This is a genomic window from Niabella sp. CPT15-335-S11 (assembly GCF_058792415.1).
In genome coordinates, this window is record NZ_JBYTEI010000007.1 from 67,844 (window position 1) to 88,458 (window position 20,615).

General features: G+C 43.7%; 16 protein-coding genes and 1 tRNA gene. 10 read left to right on the forward strand and 7 right to left on the reverse strand.

Going from position 1 to position 20,615, the window contains the following annotated elements; all coding sequences use genetic code 11:
- Positions 1–37 precede the first annotated feature (37 nt).
- Positions 38–1,423: a 3-keto-disaccharide hydrolase gene (locus AC3WS5_RS14980; RefSeq protein WP_492468215.1), complete on the reverse strand. Its 1,386-nt coding sequence runs from the start codon at positions 1,421–1,423 to the stop codon at positions 38–40.
- A 450-nt stretch (positions 1,424–1,873) separates the two neighbouring features.
- On the opposite strand from AC3WS5_RS14980, the gene AC3WS5_RS14985 reads away from it, so the two are divergent.
- The 5 genes from AC3WS5_RS14985 (at position 1,874) to AC3WS5_RS15005 (ending at position 5,139) form a co-directional block, all read left to right on the forward strand.
- The gene (locus AC3WS5_RS14985; RefSeq protein WP_492468216.1) at positions 1,874–2,509 is read left to right on the forward strand and encodes an ABC transporter ATP-binding protein; all 636 of its coding nucleotides are present in this window, start codon (positions 1,874–1,876) and stop codon (positions 2,507–2,509) included.
- Positions 2,506–3,333 (forward strand): ABC transporter permease, encoded by an 828-nt coding sequence (locus AC3WS5_RS14990; protein ID WP_492468217.1) that lies wholly within the window; start codon positions 2,506–2,508, stop codon positions 3,331–3,333. The genes AC3WS5_RS14985 and AC3WS5_RS14990 overlap by 4 nt, the downstream gene beginning before the upstream one ends.
- A gap of 454 nt (positions 3,334–3,787) precedes the next feature.
- Positions 3,788–4,099: an ArsR/SmtB family transcription factor gene (locus tag AC3WS5_RS14995; RefSeq protein WP_492468218.1), complete on the forward strand. Its 312-nt coding sequence runs from the start codon at positions 3,788–3,790 to the stop codon at positions 4,097–4,099.
- Positions 4,100–4,103: 4 nt separating this feature from the next.
- Positions 4,104–4,673 (forward strand): class I SAM-dependent methyltransferase, encoded by a 570-nt coding sequence (locus AC3WS5_RS15000; protein WP_492468219.1) that lies wholly within the window; start codon positions 4,104–4,106, stop codon positions 4,671–4,673.
- A 262-nt stretch (positions 4,674–4,935) separates the two neighbouring features.
- Positions 4,936–5,139, forward strand: coding sequence for an SHOCT domain-containing protein (locus AC3WS5_RS15005; RefSeq protein WP_492468220.1), 204 nt, complete (start codon positions 4,936–4,938; stop codon positions 5,137–5,139).
- Positions 5,140–5,328: 189 nt separating this feature from the next.
- Here the strand turns inward: AC3WS5_RS15005 and AC3WS5_RS15010 are convergent, their stop codons facing one another.
- Together AC3WS5_RS15010 and AC3WS5_RS15015 are read right to left on the reverse strand one after the other, a co-directional pair.
- Positions 5,329–8,148: a DUF8487 domain-containing protein gene (locus AC3WS5_RS15010; protein ID WP_492468221.1), complete on the reverse strand. Its 2,820-nt coding sequence runs from the start codon at positions 8,146–8,148 to the stop codon at positions 5,329–5,331.
- 61 nt (positions 8,149–8,209) lie between these two features.
- Positions 8,210–10,384 carry an alpha-galactosidase gene (locus AC3WS5_RS15015; RefSeq protein WP_492468222.1) on the reverse strand — a complete coding sequence of 725 codons (2,175 nt, stop codon included), beginning with the start codon at positions 10,382–10,384 and terminating at the stop codon, positions 8,210–8,212.
- A 257-nt stretch (positions 10,385–10,641) separates the two neighbouring features.
- Between AC3WS5_RS15015 and AC3WS5_RS15020 the strand changes: the two genes are divergently transcribed.
- Together AC3WS5_RS15020 and AC3WS5_RS15025 are read left to right on the forward strand one after the other, a co-directional pair.
- Positions 10,642–11,109: a helix-turn-helix domain-containing protein gene (locus AC3WS5_RS15020; protein ID WP_492468223.1), complete on the forward strand. Its 468-nt coding sequence runs from the start codon at positions 10,642–10,644 to the stop codon at positions 11,107–11,109.
- A gap of 48 nt (positions 11,110–11,157) precedes the next feature.
- Positions 11,158–12,078: a HEPN domain-containing protein gene (locus AC3WS5_RS15025; protein WP_492468224.1), complete on the forward strand. Its 921-nt coding sequence runs from the start codon at positions 11,158–11,160 to the stop codon at positions 12,076–12,078.
- Between the two features lie 139 nt (positions 12,079–12,217).
- On the opposite strand, the gene AC3WS5_RS15030 is transcribed toward AC3WS5_RS15025, so the two are convergent.
- The 4 genes from AC3WS5_RS15030 to AC3WS5_RS15045 all read right to left on the reverse strand — a co-directional run bounded on the left by AC3WS5_RS15030 (position 12,218) and on the right by AC3WS5_RS15045 (position 16,216).
- Positions 12,218–13,234, reverse strand: coding sequence for an NAD(P)-dependent alcohol dehydrogenase (locus AC3WS5_RS15030; protein WP_492468225.1), 1,017 nt, complete (start codon positions 13,232–13,234; stop codon positions 12,218–12,220).
- 412 nt (positions 13,235–13,646) lie between these two features.
- Positions 13,647–13,720 (reverse strand) — tRNA-Pro (locus AC3WS5_RS15035).
- 272 nt (positions 13,721–13,992) lie between these two features.
- Complete coding sequence (locus tag AC3WS5_RS15040) at positions 13,993–15,030, reverse strand: phosphotransferase enzyme family protein (protein ID WP_492468226.1); 1,038 nt, start codon at positions 15,028–15,030, stop codon at positions 13,993–13,995.
- A 166-nt stretch (positions 15,031–15,196) separates the two neighbouring features.
- Positions 15,197–16,216, reverse strand: a complete 1,020-nt coding sequence (locus AC3WS5_RS15045) for a LacI family DNA-binding transcriptional regulator (RefSeq protein ID WP_492468227.1) — start codon at positions 16,214–16,216, stop codon at positions 15,197–15,199.
- A gap of 656 nt (positions 16,217–16,872) precedes the next feature.
- On the opposite strand from AC3WS5_RS15045, the gene AC3WS5_RS15050 reads away from it, so the two are divergent.
- The 3 genes from AC3WS5_RS15050 to AC3WS5_RS15060 all read left to right on the forward strand — a co-directional run bounded on the left by AC3WS5_RS15050 (position 16,873) and on the right by AC3WS5_RS15060 (position 20,434).
- Positions 16,873–18,237 carry a carbohydrate porin gene (locus AC3WS5_RS15050; protein ID WP_492468228.1) on the forward strand — a complete coding sequence of 455 codons (1,365 nt, stop codon included), beginning with the start codon at positions 16,873–16,875 and terminating at the stop codon, positions 18,235–18,237.
- Positions 18,238–18,374: 137 nt separating this feature from the next.
- On the forward strand, positions 18,375–19,061 hold the full coding sequence (locus AC3WS5_RS15055) for a response regulator transcription factor (protein WP_492468229.1): 687 nt from the start codon (positions 18,375–18,377) through the stop codon (positions 19,059–19,061).
- A complete protein-coding gene (locus tag AC3WS5_RS15060) occupies positions 19,058–20,434 on the forward strand; it encodes a sensor histidine kinase (RefSeq protein WP_492468230.1) in 1,377 nt (458 codons plus the stop codon). Before AC3WS5_RS15055 ends, AC3WS5_RS15060 begins: the two co-directional genes overlap by 4 nt.
- Positions 20,435–20,615 lie beyond the last annotated feature (181 nt).

Genomic DNA, 20,615 nt, shown 5'->3' on the forward strand with positions numbered 1-20,615 from the left:
GGAATTGATGAAAAGCCAGGTAACGACTACGCTGCTTCTACATCTTTATTCTGGGTTGATACATATCGGTGGATGTCAAACCGCATTCTTTTTTCATTCGAATACAATACTCCAGTTTACTAACCTGGGACTCCGCATTGTTAGTACCGAAGGTAAACTTAACGCCTGCCTGTTTGGCTTTCATGATCAGCGCTTTGTTGGGTATCTGGTATCTTGCATTAATCTCCAGGGCCTTGCCGCTTTTCGCGAGGGCGGCAATCGCTTTGTCCATGCGGCTTTCCGTCCAGAACTGATCATACCGGTCGCGCATCTGTTCCGGGAGGAAGAACGGGTTGACGTATACATCTACCGGTTCCTGCAAAACTGTGCAAATCCTGTCAACGATCATATCCATGTACTCCTGTTCATCGCCGATGGCTACTTCATCGCTGATCCACAACCTGGTTCGCTTTCCTTTGTTGTCGGTGAAGGTCATGGCATCGGTAAATACATAGTCAAACTGGTCGCGGGCTGTTTTTGAAAATGTGGTCAGCCATTCCCGTCCCTCAGCCTGCATAGCCAGGATGAATGGCTGAGAACGCATGGTATCCAGGAACCTGTAGATACCCGCATCATCATTGATAGGGAATCCGATGCCGCAATTCGGTGCAAGCGCGTAGTTGATACCAACGTGTCTCGACTGGACGGCAGCGCCCTGGCGTGTTAAACCGCCTTTGAGGTGCACATGATAATCCAATACCGGGAAATCTTCCTGATGAAGACGGATAATTTCATCCCGTTGTTCATCGATTGCGCTAGCAAGCTGCCGGTCGACATCGATAGTTTTAGGTTCAATTGCCTGCAGTGAAATATTTTTTGTCTGAATCATGGCATCGTTCAGGCCAACGATCGAAAAACTTCCGGCCGACAATATTTCTTTTTCATGTTCTTTGCTTCGATACGGAATCCGGGGTTCGATATATTCAACCACAGGTTGTCCGTTTATTTTTACGGCTACTAAATGTCCCCGGACTTCAATATGCATGTTGAACCATTCGTTATTTTTTGCAGGGCTTTTAGTGATGTTGCGTACTGACAGCAAGCTTCCCGTCAGTCTCCACCAGTTGGATCGGGTCGGCGTATTATTGATGGCGACCCTATACCCTTTTCCAGATTCATCAGTATGAATGCCAATATATCCTTCAGCTCCTGGCTGTGTTAGGACATCGAGACTTAGTATATAATCTTTGTAGTTTCCTGTTTTCAGTCTGGCTGAAGCGGTTTTGCCCTCCAGCGAAAGAACGCTTCCCTGCATAACGGCATTCCCGGTTTGTGTCCAGTTGCTCTGGTTTTTTTGGCTGAGCAATGTCACTTTTTTTGTTGAGGTACAGGATAGTAAAAATGCCATGCAACAAAGTATGGCGGGGGCAATAAATTTAGACATATGATCGTAATTAAAGTTGCTGACAAACGGGGATCGGAGGATTTCAATCCCGCCGAAACTGGCCAAAGAATCGTTCTGTGCTACTCCAAATAATCTGACAATCTCATATTCAGTTTTGATTCAGGACCAGACACGAAGTTAGTTAAAATAGTCGTTTTACCCCGGATCGTCCCAATTTATGTGGTAATTGAGACCTTCCGCGGTTTATTTGAACTTGGGGTTTTCTTCAAAAAATAAACATTTCATTTTTAACCTACAGCTCTTTTCCTCTCCAAAATCAACCCAAAAGATAATAGTAAGCCAGGAAAGCGGATTAAGATAACTATAACATCCGGAGTTTTGCTTATGAAGTGCGAACAGATTTTTCTATCTGGATGGTAGCTTATTTTTGCTCATAAAAGGCGCTGGATGACTTTCTAGTGGGAGACTTTTATCAAAGCCAAAAAGACAATGAAGCTGACTTTTTCAAAAATAGACTTTATCTATCCGGGTCAACTCATACCGGTACTGAAAGACTTTTCTTTCACCGCCGAAACGGGCGATATCATTGCATTGGAGGGTCCGTCGGGCTCCGGGAAAACGACTTTATTCCGGTTGCTTTTGGGTTTTGAGAGACCAACGAGCGGGACCATCAGCATGGATGGAAAGGCATTGGTAAGTCAAGAGTTGTTCCAGTTCAGAAACCGGACAGCCTGGTTGCCACAGGATTTGGACTTGGGAGAGGGCATTTTGGAAGAGGTGTTTTTTTATCCTTTTGATTTTAGAAACAACAAAAAGAAAAAACCTTCTAAAAAGAAGGCTTTTGAAATCTTTGAATTCCTGGGCCTGAAGGATACGCAATGGGATACCGAGTTTAGAAGCCTCTCCACCGGGCAGCGGCAGCGCATCGGCATCGCGCTCTGCTATTTTTTAGATAAAGAAGTGTTGCTGTTGGATGAACCGACCTCTGCCTTAGATGAAGCATCCAGAGAAAAAGTTGCTGAGCTTTTATTTCGCAAAAATAAAATTATCCTTTCAGCCTCGCATGATCCGTGGTGGACATCACGCTGTAACAAAATTGTAAAAATAAATTCTGCACAATTATGAATACCATCGTAGATATCAGTTGGGCGCAATTGATGCTAGGATTACTCATCCTGGTGATTCCGGTGTACATTCTCTGGCGTTTTAAAACCAAACTCATAGGCACGACTGTGATTGCAGTCGTTCGCATGATTGTGCAATTAATTTTTGTAGGTTACTATTTGGAATACCTGTTTAAATACGACAATCCCTGGGTCAATTTAGGCTGGATACTCATCATGGTTTTGGTAGCTTCTTTTTCTACCATTGAGCGGAGCGGACTCCAACGAGATAAGGGAATGGTGATGAGTATTTTTATAGCTACCTTTTTGGGCACTTTTATTATTGACCTTTTCTTTTTGCAGTTCGTCATACAGTTGCCCAACATCATGGAAGCGCAGTACCTCATCCCCATCACTGGTATGATTCTGGGTAATTGCCTGCGGGGAAATGTAATTGGCATGAACGATTTCTATTACAACCTCGACCGGCACCAGGAACGCTACCGCTTCTATCTGGCATGCGGCTCCGCAAGAAAAGAAGCTTTGTTTCCCTTCTTCCGATCCGCGCTGATAAAATCCATCAACCCAACCCTGGCATCGATGGCCACTATTGGGTTGGTCTCTCTCCCTGGTATGATGACCGGACAAATGCTCAGTGGCAGTTCACCCCTCATCGCCATTAAATATCAAATCATGATTATGATAGCCATTTTTGCAGGCTCATTGTTGTCGGTTTATCTGGCAATCAAATTTTCATTGAAGGTTGGCATTGACGGGCAAAATAATTTCAGGAATGTGGTTTTGAAAAAGGAGAAGAATTCGGGAGTATTGATTCGCTGGCATTAATAAGTTACATCCTGAAGACTTTCCAACGACAAATATAATCCCGGCAGTTAAAAAGGTATAATAAACAGGATGGTTTAAAGCCATCCTGTTTATTAGGTTTGCCGTATGTTTAGTTGGAATATGAGCAAATTCAATCAGCAACAAAGGAAAATATTTGGAACAACAGGAATGAAGATGAGGTGAACAACTTTCGACTTTAAATAAATACACCATATTATAAATTTACTAAAAACACCCGGATGCTCCGTATTGGCACTAATAGCGTACTATTCTTCCACGAAAGGCGCTGATCCCGACGGCCTAAGAGTGTTTCAGTTTTACATATCGCAATATTACGATTGAATTAAATACCAATGAAAAAAAAAGATTTAGAAATTTCTTATTCAAATCCGAGGCTTAGTTCATATATTTATAAACACGTGGACAAATAAACAACTAAAATATGCGAGATAAAATGTTATATAGTTTGCACGCCAATGCTTGTAACGGATTAGCTCACCCCATTCGAATCGAGATTATTGATGTTTTGGGTGACAAAAAGCTGATATTTAGTGATTTACAACAGGAGACCGGCGTTTTAAAATCAAACCTTTCGCAACATCTTTCATTGATGGTCTCCAACGGTATATTGGTGCAGAGAAAAGAAGGACTGAGCAGCTATTACAAGTTATCAACCCAGAAAGTTGCAACGGCATGCAGAATTATGCGGGAAGTGCTTGTTGACAACCTGAAATGGCAAAATGAATTAGTAAATAATTTTGGATAGCACCATGAAAGTCCTAGACAGTGGAATGCCGGAAGAAGAGATATGGAATGGCTTTTTTGACACAGCCCAAATTTTGTCTGAACTTCAGTTAGACAAGCAGGTAATGGATGTGGCTGAAGTGGGTAGTGGATATGGAACTTTTACTATTCCGGTTGCAAAGGCAATCAGCGGTAAAATTTTTGCATTTGACATTGAAACCGAAATGATTGAAAGTCTAAAGCAGAAAATCAGGCACGAGAATATTACAAATATTAAAGCTGACAAGCGTGATGTTCTTTTGCAATCAACAGGATTGAGAGATAATTCTGTTGATTATGTTATGTTTTTCAATATACTTCACAATGATGCACCCTCGGTCTTTTTTGACGAGGCTTATCGAATATTAAAGCCAAATGGGAAAGTTGGAATTATCCATTGGAGAAGTGATATTTATACTCCCCGTGGGCCGGAGTTGAGTATAAGGCCCAGACCCGAACAAGTTGTGAACTGGATTGACCACGATAGATTTGGCGTTATTAGAACACCATTTTTCCTAGAACCCTACCATTATGGCCTAATTCTTTTAAAACGTTAATGTAATAACAAAGTATGAAAGTCAGAATTATTCTGGAAACAAAGGAATTTGAAAAAGCATGGAATACTTTTCGGTTTGCTGTTACTGCAAAAAAGCTCGGGCAATCGTTCACTACAGGTCTTTGACTTAGCGAAAATACTGGTTCTATAAGTACTTTTAATAACAAAGATGGAATGAATATTCAGCAATGAAATAAAACTGACCGAGACTGGCAGCAGGAGAAGTATATTTTATGATCATTGAATAATTAAAAATAAAAATAATGATGTACGGTCCTTACTGGGGAATGGGTTGGGGAATGTGGATTATCCCACTTCTTATCATTCTCATTGTCTATTTGCTTTTTAGAAATAATTCGCAGAACAAAAATCAGGAAACCCCATTGGAAATCCTGAAAAGGCGATACGCAAAGGGAGAAGTCACCAAAGAAGAATATGAACAAATGAAAAATGATTTATCCAAATGATTTTTACACCTGCACGAAATGCCATACCGCGTTAAACCCAAAGTATGGCGACAAAATATTCTTTCATCGCCAGCACGAGACGATAAATGCATATCAGTTTTCAGAAACCGAAACGATAAGTATTGCAACGATGTGATGAGGAAATGTAACAGATATTCTTTCAATCGAAGCATACGCCATGTAAATAGATCATTTCATCAGCGATCTGAGGGCACTAACATCAATATCCCTGGCAGGATTAAAAGAACCTGTTCCCATATATTTCTTTAAACTATATAACAACTGCTGCGCCTCCGGCCTTGCTTCCTGTTGTTGTAACAGATCGATCGACGAAACGATCAGTTTGCCGCCACCCGTTTTGCATTCAAAAATAAGTCCCAGGGAACGATTGGTGACCCAGTCGTCGATTACCCTCACGATCGGCTGGAGACCTTTGGAAACGGAGTCAAGCATGATAGCGTTAGAATGGGACATAGCATCCCACCACTGCCAGTTGCTGTGATAGGCCGTGGGAAATGCAGTCAGGGCGGGATGCCTGGGGTTGCACAGAATACCGAGCGTATGCGGCGGCTGACACCTCGTCCAGGCGGTGTTCCAAAAAATACTGGAAAACCCAACCGCAACAGAACCACCTTTTTCAGGCTTTACTGAGCCTTTCTTCAACGTCAACAGCACCTTCCCTCCCCCACTAAGTGTTGCTAAAGCCCTTTCATCCAACTGCTGGGTTACGAGTATATTTTCATTGGTCTTTGGTAATGATGAAGGATATACAAAAAAATCCCAGGAATTCTCATGACCTCCAGCAGAGACCGTCAGCACAAGCTGCTGCGGCTGTAGTACATTTGATAAAGCCCGCCTGATCTCCCCTAATTGAATGCCATTCCCGATAGGAATATTTGTTTGAGGCAGCTGCCCCCGATAAAGTATCTTACCGGAGAGATTTTTGATCGACCAGGAAGGAACTACATTCCTGAGGGCTTTTTCTCCAAAATGGGCTATTTCAACGGGAATGATTAGTGTCTCATTGTTCCGGTAAACCATTTTTGGAAATTTTGCCAGCGGAACCGTTGCATTGCAAAATCGACTGTACTCACTACCTGTTATATATCCTTTATCTTCCCAGAAAGGGTTTAGCACACCAACAAGCGCTGTTCCCTGCCCGGGGAAGTCATGCAGATCCAGCAATTGAAACCCACCCATACCAGGGGTGCGCAGTGCAGCTTCAATATCGGCCTTATAACACAGGGCCTGCAGTTTTCCTGAAGCAAGCAGAAAGCTATCTGCCAAATGCGCCATTCCATGATCCTTCAGCGTTTGCCGGAAGATCTCAAAGTTTTTCGCTTTCAGCACGCCGGTATATTTTTCTATCTCTTTAAAATCCGGATATACACACCATTGTCCAATTTCATGGCTCACCGTTGGTTGTTTCCACTTGCTAATAATATTTTTCCAATCATAATCTGTTCTCGGAGGCTGTCCATTTATGATACTATTCAAGCCCTGGCCCCATGCCTGAATTCTGGGATCGGGCGTGCTGTTGTAATCGCTTTCGGGGATCAACGGCCATCCTGCTGCGGTGGTATATAGCCTGCGCGGATCTTTCTCTTTCCAGTAGTTTACGTAATCCGTAAGGTATTGCTTTTGGTGTCTGCCTGCCGGTTCATTTCCATAAGCGAGCATACAGAATGAAGGATGATTTCCATACGACCTTAACATGCGTTCTGTTTCATCATAAATGTACTTGTCAATAGGTTTACCGTCCCCTACCGAACTCCCCTGGTTAGCCCAGGAACTGGCTTCCACATGTAAATAAAATCCTGATCGGTCTGCAGCATCGAAAGCCGCTTCGGGCGGGCACCAGGAATGAAAACGCATGTGATTTAGGCCGTATGATCTGGCTATTTTAAATATTCGTAACCACGACTCAATATCGGTCGGTGGGTAACCGGTTTTGGGAAAGATAGCACACTCGAGCGTTCCCCGAAGGAAAGTTGGCCGGCCATTGATCGTAAATTGACTGCCTTTGCTTGCAAACTCCCGCATGCCAAAACTGACTGTTTTGATATCGGTTTCCTTTCCGCTTTTTAATTGTACAGAAAGAACGTAGAGGTTGTGATTAAATTCATCCCACAATAAAGGGCGATTGCCCATTGGATATGTTAATTCTACTGTATGAATGCCATTTTGAAGGCTGATTGTTTTCTTCAGGGGTTTCAGGGATTCTGCTTTTGACGTACCAGCCGTAGCCAATAAACTTATTTCAGTTTGATCAGTTTGTCCGGTTGAATTGCCGATTTTAATTCGAACCGTCACCTGCTTTTTATGAATATCCGGAAACAGTTGCACATCATCGATATACGAAGCGGGGCGTGCTGAAATAAAAAGTTTGCCGGTCATACCGTTCCAGTTGCTTTGTGTATGATCAGAGATGCTGTGCGAGTTCTCACCTACATTTATTTCTTTAATGCGGTTATCAACGCGAATGGTGATTTGATGGGTACCGGGAGTTAATCGTTTTGACAAATCAAAGACATGGGGTGTGCCCAGACTATTCGCCATACCCACTTTCTGATCGTCAATCCATACGGTGGTTTCCCAATGGGCTCGTTCAATGAACAGCTCCAGGTGCCTGTGTTTCCAGCCCTCCGGGATCACAACGGTTTTCTGATACCATGCAGCACCTTTGTAATACTTTACCGGCTGCAGCCAAAATGGAACTTTGATATTTCCCGGTTGCCGGTAAACGGCGTACTCGGGCTTAACAAACCAGGATGAATCAACGATTCCCCCTGTCCAGGGTGTATTCACAGAAATATCATCGCCTTTACCATTGGTGGTCATGGAGCCCGGCAGTCTGATCTGGTCTCCCAGTTTTTTCTGATACCATCGCTCCGCAACACCCTTGTCTAATGAATCGATTTGAAAAGACCAAGTACCTGAAAGATCAATACGTTGGGTTTGTGCGGAGACGGTTCTAAGGCTAAGCCCTGCCTGCAGGATTAGCGCCATTGTGAGGCAGAAAAATTTATTGCGAATGTTTGATACTAACATAAATCCTGTATTAAGAATATTATTTCGTCTTTTGAATTTGAAATATTATACTTTTATAGGCACCCTTTACCGGCCAGGGAATCCCTACCTTCATCAGGAAGTCGCCCTTGTACACAGCCTTGTTCAGTTCCGGAATGGTATACCGCGCATCCGGATCTAATCCACGCAATTTTAAGACGCTCGCTTCCGGTGTCTGCTCTATACTTCCATTAAGATACTCTGCCATATTATAACAAAATACCACGGCCGTAGAATGGTCGTCAGCTATATATTCCAGTGCTGATTTGTTATTTTCAAATGGTGAAATCAGCCGGTGTAAAGTACCAAACTGAACCAGGTTGCGGATCTCTTTATACTTCGCAATTTTTGTTTTGGCCAGCTTTTTTTCGTCATCTGTCCATTTAGTGATATCATAACCAATACCCAGCACGCCGCTCATGGCTACATCGAACTTATAGTCTAGCCCTGGCTTCAGCCTATGCCAGTCTTCGTGCGTGATCCAGGATACCATGGTATTTGCGGGGAAGGCACTCAAATACCCGTATTGGATAAATAGCCTGTCAACAGGATCGGTGTTGTCGCTTGTCCAGGCCTGATCCATTCTCGAAAGCATGCCCAAATCAACCCGTCCGCCTCCGCTGGAGCAATCTTCAAACATGACTTTGGGGAAGCGGGCACGAAGTGCGTCTATCAGGCGGTAAAGATTATTGATATACCTGATACGTACTTCACGCTGTTCGGCGGCCGGCGCATCCGGCCAGCCAGGCTCGGATAGAGTTCGGTTATGATCCCATTTAATAAAGCTGATATTATTTTCCTGTAACAAGTCAGAAAGGGATCTCAGTAAATATTGATAGACGTCTTCACGCGCCAGGTTAAGCATCAACTGGTTCCTCCCTTCGTGCCTGGTCCGGTTGGGAAAGTGAAAGACCCAATCGGGATGCGCTCTGTAGAGATCGCTGTTGGGGTTTACCATTTCCGGCTCCACCCATATTCCAAAATCCATTCCCATGTCGTTGATCTTTTTGATCATGGGTTGTAAACCATTTGGAAATTTTTTCTTGTCGACTGTCCAGTCACCCAGGCCGGCCTTGTCATTATCTCTTCCTTTAAACCACCCGTCATCGATCACAAATAATTCAACGCCTATTTCTTTGGCCGTCTTTGCCAATGCCAGTTGCTGTTCTTCATTCACATGGAAGGTGGTTGCGTACCAGCTATTGTACAGTACCGGCCTGGCCTTATCTCGAAATGACGCGGGTAATATGGTTTTACGGATATAGGTCGTTAAGTTTTGTGCTGCGCCTTCCGAACCTGAACGGGTATAGCCAATAATGAACCTGGGGGTTTCAAGTGTAGTGCCGGGTTTCAGTGACCATTCGGTATCCCAGAAATTAATTCCACCTACGATCTGTAATCTCCCACTGAAAGATTTGTCGAAATCAATCCGCCAGTTGCCGCTATATTGCAAGGTGCCGAACCATGCTGACCCGGACAGATCTGCGTTCTCATTTGCCGGGCGAACCAAAAACCAGTTTGGGTTCGCGAAGGATTTAAAGTCTTTTGCCTGTAAGGTTTTTACGCCCTCGGTCAATACGGTAGTACGTAATTGAAACTCATGTCCCCACTCCCCTGCCATATGGGTGAGTTCGTACTTGTCGGGGGGTAAATGAAATGATCCGGATTGCAGATTTTCGATGCGGATATTATTTTTCTTGCCGGTATTTTTTACAACGGCCCATTTTTCGAGGATATCAAATTCCGGCAGCACGCGAATAAAGGAAGTGATTTCCAGGGGATAATATTTATCCTTTTGGATGATCTTCAATGTTTGCCGCCCGTCGATGGTTAAAACTTCGGCGTTCACGAAAGTCAATTCCGCATCGCGAACATTATCGGAAAATACCACCTCAAGCAATGGTGTTTTATTCGGAAACCCGCCTCTGACGGGGATTTCATCGGGGGCATTGATCTTTCGCTGCTGAAGCTCCAATTGTGCTTTGGGTCCGAAATAAACTTGCTGCACTTCACCTTCACTTGTGAGGATCAATTGGTAGAGGGAAGTGTTTGTGCTGATCTTCCAGCCTTTAGGGTTTTCTGTAGAGATGATCACCGAATCCTGGGGTAGACTTGCGTTGGCTGTTGGAGATAGAAAAGCAAGAATCGTTGCTAAGAACAGGTATATTATTTTCATGTGTTTTTACTAAACCTTTTATGGACATTTCATATGAGAATTCATCTGGGGAAAGTTAATAATCGTTGCCAAATTTAATCAATCCTAATCTATTACAACCCGGTCACGAAGATTTCCAACGGTAAAATGTGATTTTTGATAATCACTGCGTGATTTCGATTTCGTAAAATATCCCAGCGCATTCTAAAATATTCCCTTTTTAGACTTGAATATTCCGCCCAGTCGAGCCAAATTGTGCTCCTGTAAAATACTTAGCTATGATGAACAAAATCCTATACGTAGCGCGAAAAGCCAGGGGTATATCGGAAAAAGAATTAGCCAAAATCCTTCGAATTGATGAGACCGGGTATAAAGAATTGGAAGTTCAGATAAAAAGAATGACGTCGGAATATGCAGATATCCTGGGAGAATTGTTCAATGTTGAACCGGAGTTCTTTCTGACCTATGAGTACGAGGGCATGCAGGATCTGACCAATATTTTGGAAAAGCACCGTCGGTCGCTGGACGTGCAGAATCATAACCGGACTGAGGAAAACAGCCATCTGGCAATAGCCAGAATGGGGTTGGAAGCATCCATTGCTATCCAGGAAAATTACGTGTTGTTGAGAGAAAAACAAGATCTTGAAAAAGAGAACCGTGCATTGCGGGAGCTCTGTCAGCATCTGAAAAGTAAGAAACCTACTGGTTCTCCAAAACCCGGGAAAACTCGTATAAATCAGAGCTGATCGAAAATATCGACCTAAATCTATCTTCCATTTGTTAAATGCAGATTTATGATTACATCGGTCCGTGATTATTATGACCATCACACTCACAACTACCATATCAACGTTTTTGTTTCCCCGGATAATGAAACAACAGCGCTTATGAGCTGGAAAGAAAAACTGCATTCAATGCTGGAACAAGTTCCTGATAAAGCTGATAGGATAAAGCCCTTAATCCAATTGATTGTGGCGGCGACTGCGCCTACAAAAATCTTTATGATGCAACATCCGGATTTTGATACGGCCAAGAAGGATAACTACATTGATCTGTTGATTGTAATACCCCCCAAAAACAGGACGCCCTTCTCGGAACTACAGCCGATCCTGGACATGGCCTACGTGAGCGACTGGCGGGTTTCCTGCTCATTGCACGATGAAGGAACCATTATAGATGGTCTACGAAACGGTCATGTATTCTATTCCCTACACTGCATCCCCGATAACCTGGTGTACGACGATAAATTAACGGTCTATCCTATTACATCGCCGGAAATATTAAAGGAGATAAAAACACAGGCTCAATTAAAATTTGAACAAAGCTTCTCGAAGGCTCTTAACTTTCTGGATGTAGCAATATTTCTTCAGCAAAATCATGCGCCCCCGATTACTGCCTTTATGCTTCACCAAGCGGCGGAGCTAACTTTCCGGGGTATCTTACAAAGCCTGAACGGATACGATAAGAAAACACACGAGATCAGGGTGCTAAGAAAGATGACGCGCCGCTGTGCCCCGCAGTTGACCGATATTTTCAGCGAAGATTCAGCGAAAGAGAAACGCCTGCTCGCTTTGTTAGATAGCGCCTACGCGCAATCCCGCTACGAAAACGACTTTACTATTCCTGAAGAAGACTTGGCAGCCCTGTTCAAAAAAATAACACTGTTGCAGGAAGCAGCCAGGGCTGTTGTTGTGGAAGCTCTAACCCTCTGCTGACGATTATAAAGGATTAAATACCGGTCTGAGCCTTTAACCACGAGCAGTGACCAGAAATATATTAACAATTTTAGTTGAATAAACAAATTCGATACCTAAAAACGGATAGGTGCATCTTGTGTCTTATATCAGGCATTTTTTACTTATCTATGGTAATCACTACGTTCCCAACTTTTTGCCCGGTTTCAACATACCGGTAGGCTTCCACGATCTCCGTTAATGAATATTCCCGGTCAATCAAAGGTTTGAATTTTCCGGTTTCTGCAAGCCCTTTCAGAAATAGCACATCTTCTTTTTTGATAGTAGGTAGCGGAAACAGCACCCGTTTTCCTCCCCGCAGAGGTGTGGCCAACGCCAGAAAAATATTTTCCGACCGCTTGCCCAATTCGGTAGATATATAGATGCCTTTAGGTTTCAGCAATCCCCTGCATTGTGCAAATGAACTTTTACCCACCGCGTCAAAAATAAAATCGAAACGATGTTGGGTTTGTGTAAAATCCTGTGTCATATAATCGAAGACTTCATCTGCGCCTAACGATCGCACTACTTCCGTGTGCGATGTTCCGGCAACCGCAACCACATAAGCCCCAAAATGCTTCAGCAATTGTACCGCAGCAGATCCTATTGCCCCGGTTGCACCATATACCATGACCGTATCGCCCGCTTTGACCTTCGCCGAACGGATATTACAGAGCGCGTAATGACTTCCCTCTGTTAATGCTGCTGCTACTTTATAGCCTATATCGTCAGGGATAGTAGTTATTCCGCCTCGGCTATCCATTACTTTGAACTCCGCGTGTCCGCCGAAAGTGTGGTCATCGAATCCGAAAACCCGGTCACCCACTTTAAACGTTGAAACGTTGTCGCCTGTTTTAACAACCATACCAGAGAACTCGCAACCCAGGACCTTATTCCGGGGTTTCAACAAACCGCTGAAAAGGCGGGAAATAAAATAATGTGCACTACGAAATCCACAATCGGTACGGTTTACCGTGGTGGCATGTACGCGGATCAGTACTTGACCCGCCCGCAATGTAGGGACTGGTACTTGACCGATGCTCACCACTTCCGGCGGCCCGTAAACAGTATGTATAGCCGCCCTCATAGTTTCCTGCTCTTGTAACGGCAACAAAGAAATATCAGATTCTCTTATCAATTTGTTCTGGTATTAAAGGCTGACTTGGAAAAATCAGTGGTGAAGAAAATCGTTTGCATCGCATCCTTTTTAACAAAGAAAATGGTTACACTTTTTAACTGGGGCACCAAACACTACATTTAACGAAAACTTAATAGCCTGGTAGAAAAAAACATGTGTTAATATACTTCAAAAGCGGATTTTCGCGTCTTGAACGTGCGGATCGACAAGCAGGCAAGCCTGATCGTTACGCGTTCCAAAGGCAAAGTAAGGCCGCATAGAAAGGATTAACTTCGTTGATCCTCTTGGGGGGAGAATCAAAAGAAAAACAAGCCCTTCTGGCGTTTGTTTTTTCATTCCACGATCCAGGCAAGCCTGATCGTAACATTCCAAAACAAAGCCCCCACCAAAGGTGGAGGCTTGTTTTTTTTTGTCGGGGAGACAGGATTCGAACCTGCGACCCCCTGGTCCCAAACCAGGTGCGCTACCGGCCTGCGCTACTCCCCGAATATTTTGTTACCGGTCAAACTTAAATTCTTCAAATTTCATTCTTGAGCCTGCGACTTTGGCGCCTCAAGCGCCATGCGCTACCGGCCTGCGCTAACCCCAACTTTAGGGGTGTTACGTTGCAAAAATCCCCATCCAGCCGCCGCTACACGATTGTCTATCACACTTTTAAAGTACAACGTGCACATTGGCATATCGCTTTAAAAGAGTTTGCGAAATTAAGGGATTTAATACAAATGGCAGACTTTCACGAGAATCTTTTTCCCAAACGGCTAGAAAGCCGACAAAAGATCCTTTTTCTCCAGTAACCGCTGCAATAAAGTAGCCTGGTTCTGAGCCCGTACCAAATTGTGGCCTCCATAACGGGCACCGTAATACCTGTCGTTATTTAAATGATCCGTCAGAAAACGGAGCGCCTGCATGTAAATCATAAAAGTTCCGGCATAAAAGAAATGCGCCCTTTCAACATCACTCAGCTCATCACCCATTTCTTCACCATAACCCTTTACAAGAGCCTTGTAAAACTCATCCCGGATCACGATCTTGCTGAAATCTTTCTCTTCCTCACTAACCGGACTCAAGTAAGTCCGCATCATATCTCCCAGGTCACTGATAAAATACCCGGGCATCACCGTATCCAAGTCGATGACACAAGTAGCTTTGTCATTACCGTCAAATAATACATTACTGATCTTCGTATCGTGATGCGTTACCCGCTGCCTGAAATCAGGAGAGGCCTTGATCTTTAGATATTCATCTGCAATGTCAGACTGCTTGCGGAGCTGCTCAATTAATGCAGCCGATTCCTTAATCCTTTCTTTATCACCATGCTCCAACGCATCCAAAAATTGATCATATCTTAATGTCAGATCATGAAAAGAGGGCAAAGTGATCTTCAGTTCATTGCAATCCAGTCCGGACAGTAAACGCGTAAATTTTCCGAATTGCTTTGCGGCCTCATAAGCCTGATCCGGATTCTCAACCACATCAATGGAGTGACTGCCCCGAACAAACTCAAATATTCGGTAATAACCCTCCCCTTCCTGCACAAACATTCCCTTGCCATCAACCGTCCGCACCAGACCGATAAAAAAATAATCCGGGAAATTCTTACGCAGGTATTCGTCTATCAAATCAATATTCCAGGCTATATCCTCCGGAGTTTTGAAAATGGAATCATTAATTTTTTGCAAAATGTATTGATCATCTCCATGAGTCACCGTCCAGGTCCGGTTAATCAAACCAGTACCAAAACTTTTGATCTCACATTCTCCGGCCGAAAACCCATAGGCTTCTAAAACTTGGTCCATGTATTTCATTTTTTTGGGATTCCCTTTAACTTAAGGGTATTTTCGAAAAAATCAGTAACCGTTTCGACAAACTGATAGAAGGCAATCCAAAGCTATACTACCCGTTTGTAAAGACAAATTTAAGCAATCCGAAGTGATTTTCTGATGCAACCGATTGAACAAATTTTCAACGAGCCACAATAGTTACAGGTACTTCCCGCTTTGAAAACGATTCGATTCCTTCTGCTTTCCCTTTAACTTTATCCAGCATCTCAACCATCATCTGCATGGCGTATTCACCCTGCAGATATGGCGCCTGATCCAGTGAAGCGGCCGGGGGAAAAGCGGTGTACTTATTGATCGTGATATTGGCATAGCTGGCAAAAAGTATATCCTTGTTTATTTTCACCTTATGTTGCCTGGCCCGTTTTACAGCATCCAAATGGACGTAATCATTGAAACTGATAATGGCATCGGGTCTGTTTTTCAATCCCAACAAGGTGTCCACTGCCGTGTTGGTACTCTCCTCCGAAAAATCAGAGTTCTCCACCAACTGCATGTCCACCTTGATCTTCTTTCCCGAGATCCCCTGAATATATCCATTCAACCTGTCTCGGGAAGCCGTCATTTGATCCGGTCCGTTGATGAGTGCGATCCTTTTTCTGCCTTGTTCAAACAACCAGTGAACAAGCTTAATCGTACCTCTGTAAAGATCGCTGTACACCAGGTTGATATCCGCCATGTCCGGGATCCGGTCGAAATAAACAATGGGTATCTTGTATTTTTTTAAGTCGCTGAAATGTTGGTATCGATTGGTTTCTTTAGATAGTGAAACCAGCAAACCATCTACGCGCTGACGTTTCATGGCTTCAAGTACCTGCTTTTCCTGCTCCAGGCTGTCATGGCTTTGCCCAAACAAAATCGTATAGCCGTGTTTCATCGCCGTGTCTTCAATACCCGAAATAGCCTGGGAGAAAAAGTCTTCCTTGATATTTGGTAATATGACCCCCACTACAAAACTCTTACCCTGTTTGAAAAAAATCGCTTTCGGGTTGGGTTCGTAGTTCAGTTCCTTAGCAAGCTCCCTGACTCTTTGCTTGGTCCTCAAACCAATCCTGGGATGGTCGCTTAATGCCCGCGACACCGTCGAAACCGAGACATTCAATCTCCGCGCAATTTCTTTTATCGTGGGAACAGTATTGCTCATCAGAAGCTACAAAATTAGTACAAAAAAACAGTCGGTAGCACCCTGCTTCAGAAGACAGGTCTAATAGGATGTAGGCGTTCAGACCCCGAATCTAGGCACCACCTACCCTTTCGTTAGGTCCCCAGTTCAATCCGAAGCAATAAAATATAGAATCAGACATTGCAGGCTCATCGTTACATCTGGAAAAATATTTTCATCACGAGTTGCTGAATCTAAAAATAGGTCCTACCTTCGTGCGCGTTTAAAACAAATCAACCAGATTATGGACAACGGTCCGCATTGTAACAATAGTATTCATATCGCCACACGGGTAAACTAACTGCTGTCCTTCTCCCTCCGGTTAGTCACCATCAGTGTGCACAAACCGGCAAAAATGTCAATCTTAAATTACAACATCTCCTCAATCCGGCGCATGACCCAGGCCCGTCTTTCGGGAACAGTCTGTCATGACGACCCTTTTTATTTTCCAAACATAATAGTTGCACAAAAACCTTCCTGGTATATTCAGGTCAGGGCAACAAGGGTCATCTTTCTGAACACAGAAAACCAAACAACATCAGGGAATCCGGTTTAATTAACAGCAGAGAATTTCTAAAAAAAATCCTGAATCGACACTTAGTCTTTTCTCACTACTTTACCGCTAATATTCGTTTCACATGTTCACATACAGACTATTTCTAAAGATAACGATTTTTTTACTCATTTCCAAATCATCGTTCAGTCAGGAAGATTCAACTCAAATCGCACAACATGCGGGAAAAGGATCACCGTGGTCCGCGCATTTCCAAACCACTTTCGTATCGCAAAAGCACTTAGCTTTTCGCTCACTTTACCGTGGTACGAATAGTCTGGCAGACACGCTGGAGCCTGCCGCAAAAAGTCTCACGGCAACTTTATATCTTGGTCGCAGGCTCTGGAAAGGAGCGGCTGTTTATGTGAATCCCGAAATAGCTGGTGGCAAGGGACTTAGCTATGCACTGGGTGTGGCTGGCGCGCTAAATGGAGAAACCTACCGGGTTGGTGAGGTCGCGCCCAGGATTTTCCTTGCCAGAGCATACCTTGAACAACATTTTCCGATAGGGAACACCGACTATGTTTATACCGAAGACGAAGACAACCAGGTGGCAAGCCGCGTTCCTGTGAATCGCTTCACCATTCGCGCCGGCAAATTTGCCATTGCCGACTACTACGACCATAACCGGTATAGCAATGATCCGCGTACACAATTCCTGAACTGGTCGATTTGGGCAAACGGTGCCTGGGACTATCCGGCTAACACACAGGGATATACTTCAGGGGTAGTTCTGGAATATGCAAACCCACGTTGGGAGTTCCGTATTTCCACCGTAGCTGTTCCAAGGCTCGCCAATTATCATCTGATGGAATACAATTCGCATGCCCATTCAGAAACTGTGGAACTGGAACATAAATATGCCATCAGTCAACGCCAGGGCGCTGTTCTGCTCACTTTAAGTCACACGAGCTCCCAGGCACCCTCCTATGCCAGTGGTATCGAAGCTATAAGCGCCAGGGATACGGCTCTGCTTAATGCTTTTACCGGAGTGGTTGAACACAAAAAATACGGCGGAAAAAAGAACGGTGTGTTTCTAAATATCAAACAGGATATCAGCAATGATATCGGAGCATTTGCCAGACTCGGATGGAACGACGGGAAATATGCAACCTGGGCGTTTACTGAAATTGATCAAACAGCAACTGCGGGCGTTACAATCAATGGAAAACGTTGGAAAAGACGGGAAGACGCTGCAGGTCTTGCTTTGGCGCTGAATGGAATATCAAAACCACATCGTGAATTCTTAAATGCAGGCGGATATGGGTTCATCATTGGTGATGGGAAACTCAATTATGGGAAGGAATTCATAATGGAGACTTTCTACAACGCGAGAATTACCCGGTTTTTTTGGCTTACCTTTGATTATCAGTTTGTTCAAAATCCGGGGTACAACAAGGATCGCGGCCCTGTTCACGCATTTGCACTAAGGGGGCATGTACACATATGATGCTATTATATATGTACCAGTGAACATTCATCGACGGCACAACCCGGGACCAAACTATTTAAGTATTAAATGCTGTTGGTGTTAAGCCTATTGCAACTATATTAAAAAAAGTTTGTTTATATAGCCCAGATTTAATCATGCATATTTTAATAGTAGAAGACGATCATACACTCAACAACAATATCAGGGAAGCGGTTACTTCGGATGGATTTTCATCGGCAGAGGCGTATGATGGTTTAATAGCCGATAAAATACTTCGCAAGGAGCATTTCGACTGCGTCATCATGGATATCAATTTACCCGGGAAGAATGGCTATGATCTCTGCCGTGATTTCAGAACCTATAATACCCAAACACCGGTGCTGATGCTGACTGCATTCAGTGAACTGGAAGATAAAGTAAAGGGCTTCGATTCCGGCGCCGATGACTATCTCACCAAACCCTTCTACATGCGAGAGCTGCTTCTCCGTCTGCATTCGCTTACACGACGGAATAAGACACAACCCGGCAACAATACCGAAGACGAACAGCTTGTTGCGGGGGATATTGTGATTCACAAATCCCGGAAAAGAGTGTACCGGCAAGGACAGGAAATATCGCTCACGCCGAGAGAGTACCAGATACTCCAAAAATTGTGTGAATCTGCCGGTGAAGTGGTTTCAAAGAAAGAGTTGGTCCGGGAAATATGGGGCCAGACTTTTGACGCGAATACGAACACTATTGAAGTCTATATTAATTTTTTGAGAAATAAACTGGACAAGCCTTTTGGGAAGAATACAATCAGGACCCGGGTCGGCTACGGTTACTATCTTGAGACAGATTGAAGTTACGCAACAAAATATTATTCTATTTCTCGGTAACAGTCATTTGCCTCTTGTCTGCATCCCTGCTGGTGGTGTACGTTTTATTCTCTGCACACCGAAAAGAGGAGTTTCACCAGCAGCAAATTGCTAAGATAAAATATACCATTGGACTGATCGGTGAATTTGAACAAATGAGCTCTACCCTATCCAGCTTTTTGGACAGGCAGGATATTAACGATTTTTATGACGAGAAATTGCTCGTCTACGACCAAAACAAAAAATTGATTTTCGCGAGCATCGATAGCCTGGAAATTACCAGGTCCCCGGAATTACTGGCCTCACTTTCCTCAACCAATAAGCTAATTGAAACAAGGGAAGGTAAGTATGATGTGGTCGCTGTTTTCATTCAGCACAACAACGTACAATACTTTGCAATCAGTAAGGCTTATGACGCCATGGGTTATTCGAAAAAGTCTTTTTTAGGAAAAATCCTGATACTGATGTTTATTGCAATAGCAATCATCATCGTCCTGATTTCTTTGTACCTGTCGAATATCATCACCAAACCAATCACAGTACTTGCCAGAAAACTCGGTCGCTATGACCTGAGCGCCGGTGAAAACGTGCCACTTCATATTCAGACCACAACTTATGAACTAAATTATCTCACCGAAAGATTCAATGAGTTGCTGAAACGGATCAGGGATGCCTTCTCCTTTCAAAAACAAGCCGTTCAGCATATATCACACCAACTGAAGACGCCAGCGGCCGTGCTGGTCTCGGACCTTGAGAGACTTAGTAACCGAGCTACAGATCCCAAGCTCAGGGAATCGCTGTCCGCGCAGGTCATCCAGGCTAAATCACTTGGCGAGATCATGGATGTGTTGCTGGAAGTATCAAAGATGGAGTCGGCCACACAGCCTCAAAGAACAGGGATCAGGATTGATGAGTTACTGTTCGACATCATCGAGGAACTGAACCTGAGATTCCCTCATTTTCAGTTTGAAGTCCACTACATTCCAGATGTGATCGATGAAGAAAAACTGATCAGCCCGGTGAACAAAATGTTGCTGAAGGAAGCGTTTCGGAATATTCTCATCAATTGCATTCGATATTCTGATAATAATATGGCTGGAATCAAGATCAATGGCCTCAAGCCAGGGGTTCTTTCTGTTGAATTCATTAATTCAGGAGGAACAATCAGCGAAGATGAACTGCCCTATCTTTTCTCTCACTTTTTCAGGGGAAAAAACAGCCATGGCAAGACCGGATTCGGTCTGGGGCTTGCACTTGCAAGAAGAATTATTGAGCTGAACGACGGGGAAATTCTTTACAGGATTAATGAAAATAATGAGAACGTCTTCGAACTTCAGCTTCCTTTAATTAGACACTAGATACTAGACGTTAGACGCTAGATATTAGATATAAACATATTATATATTAAGTTTATTTTAAAAACCAAACTTAAATCGCGATTAATTCAGAAATACGTCAGTTAACCACCTGCATGGTATTATAATGATAGAAAGTGGTAATCACCGCTCCGCCCAGGAGTTCCCAGCTTCAATCAATCCC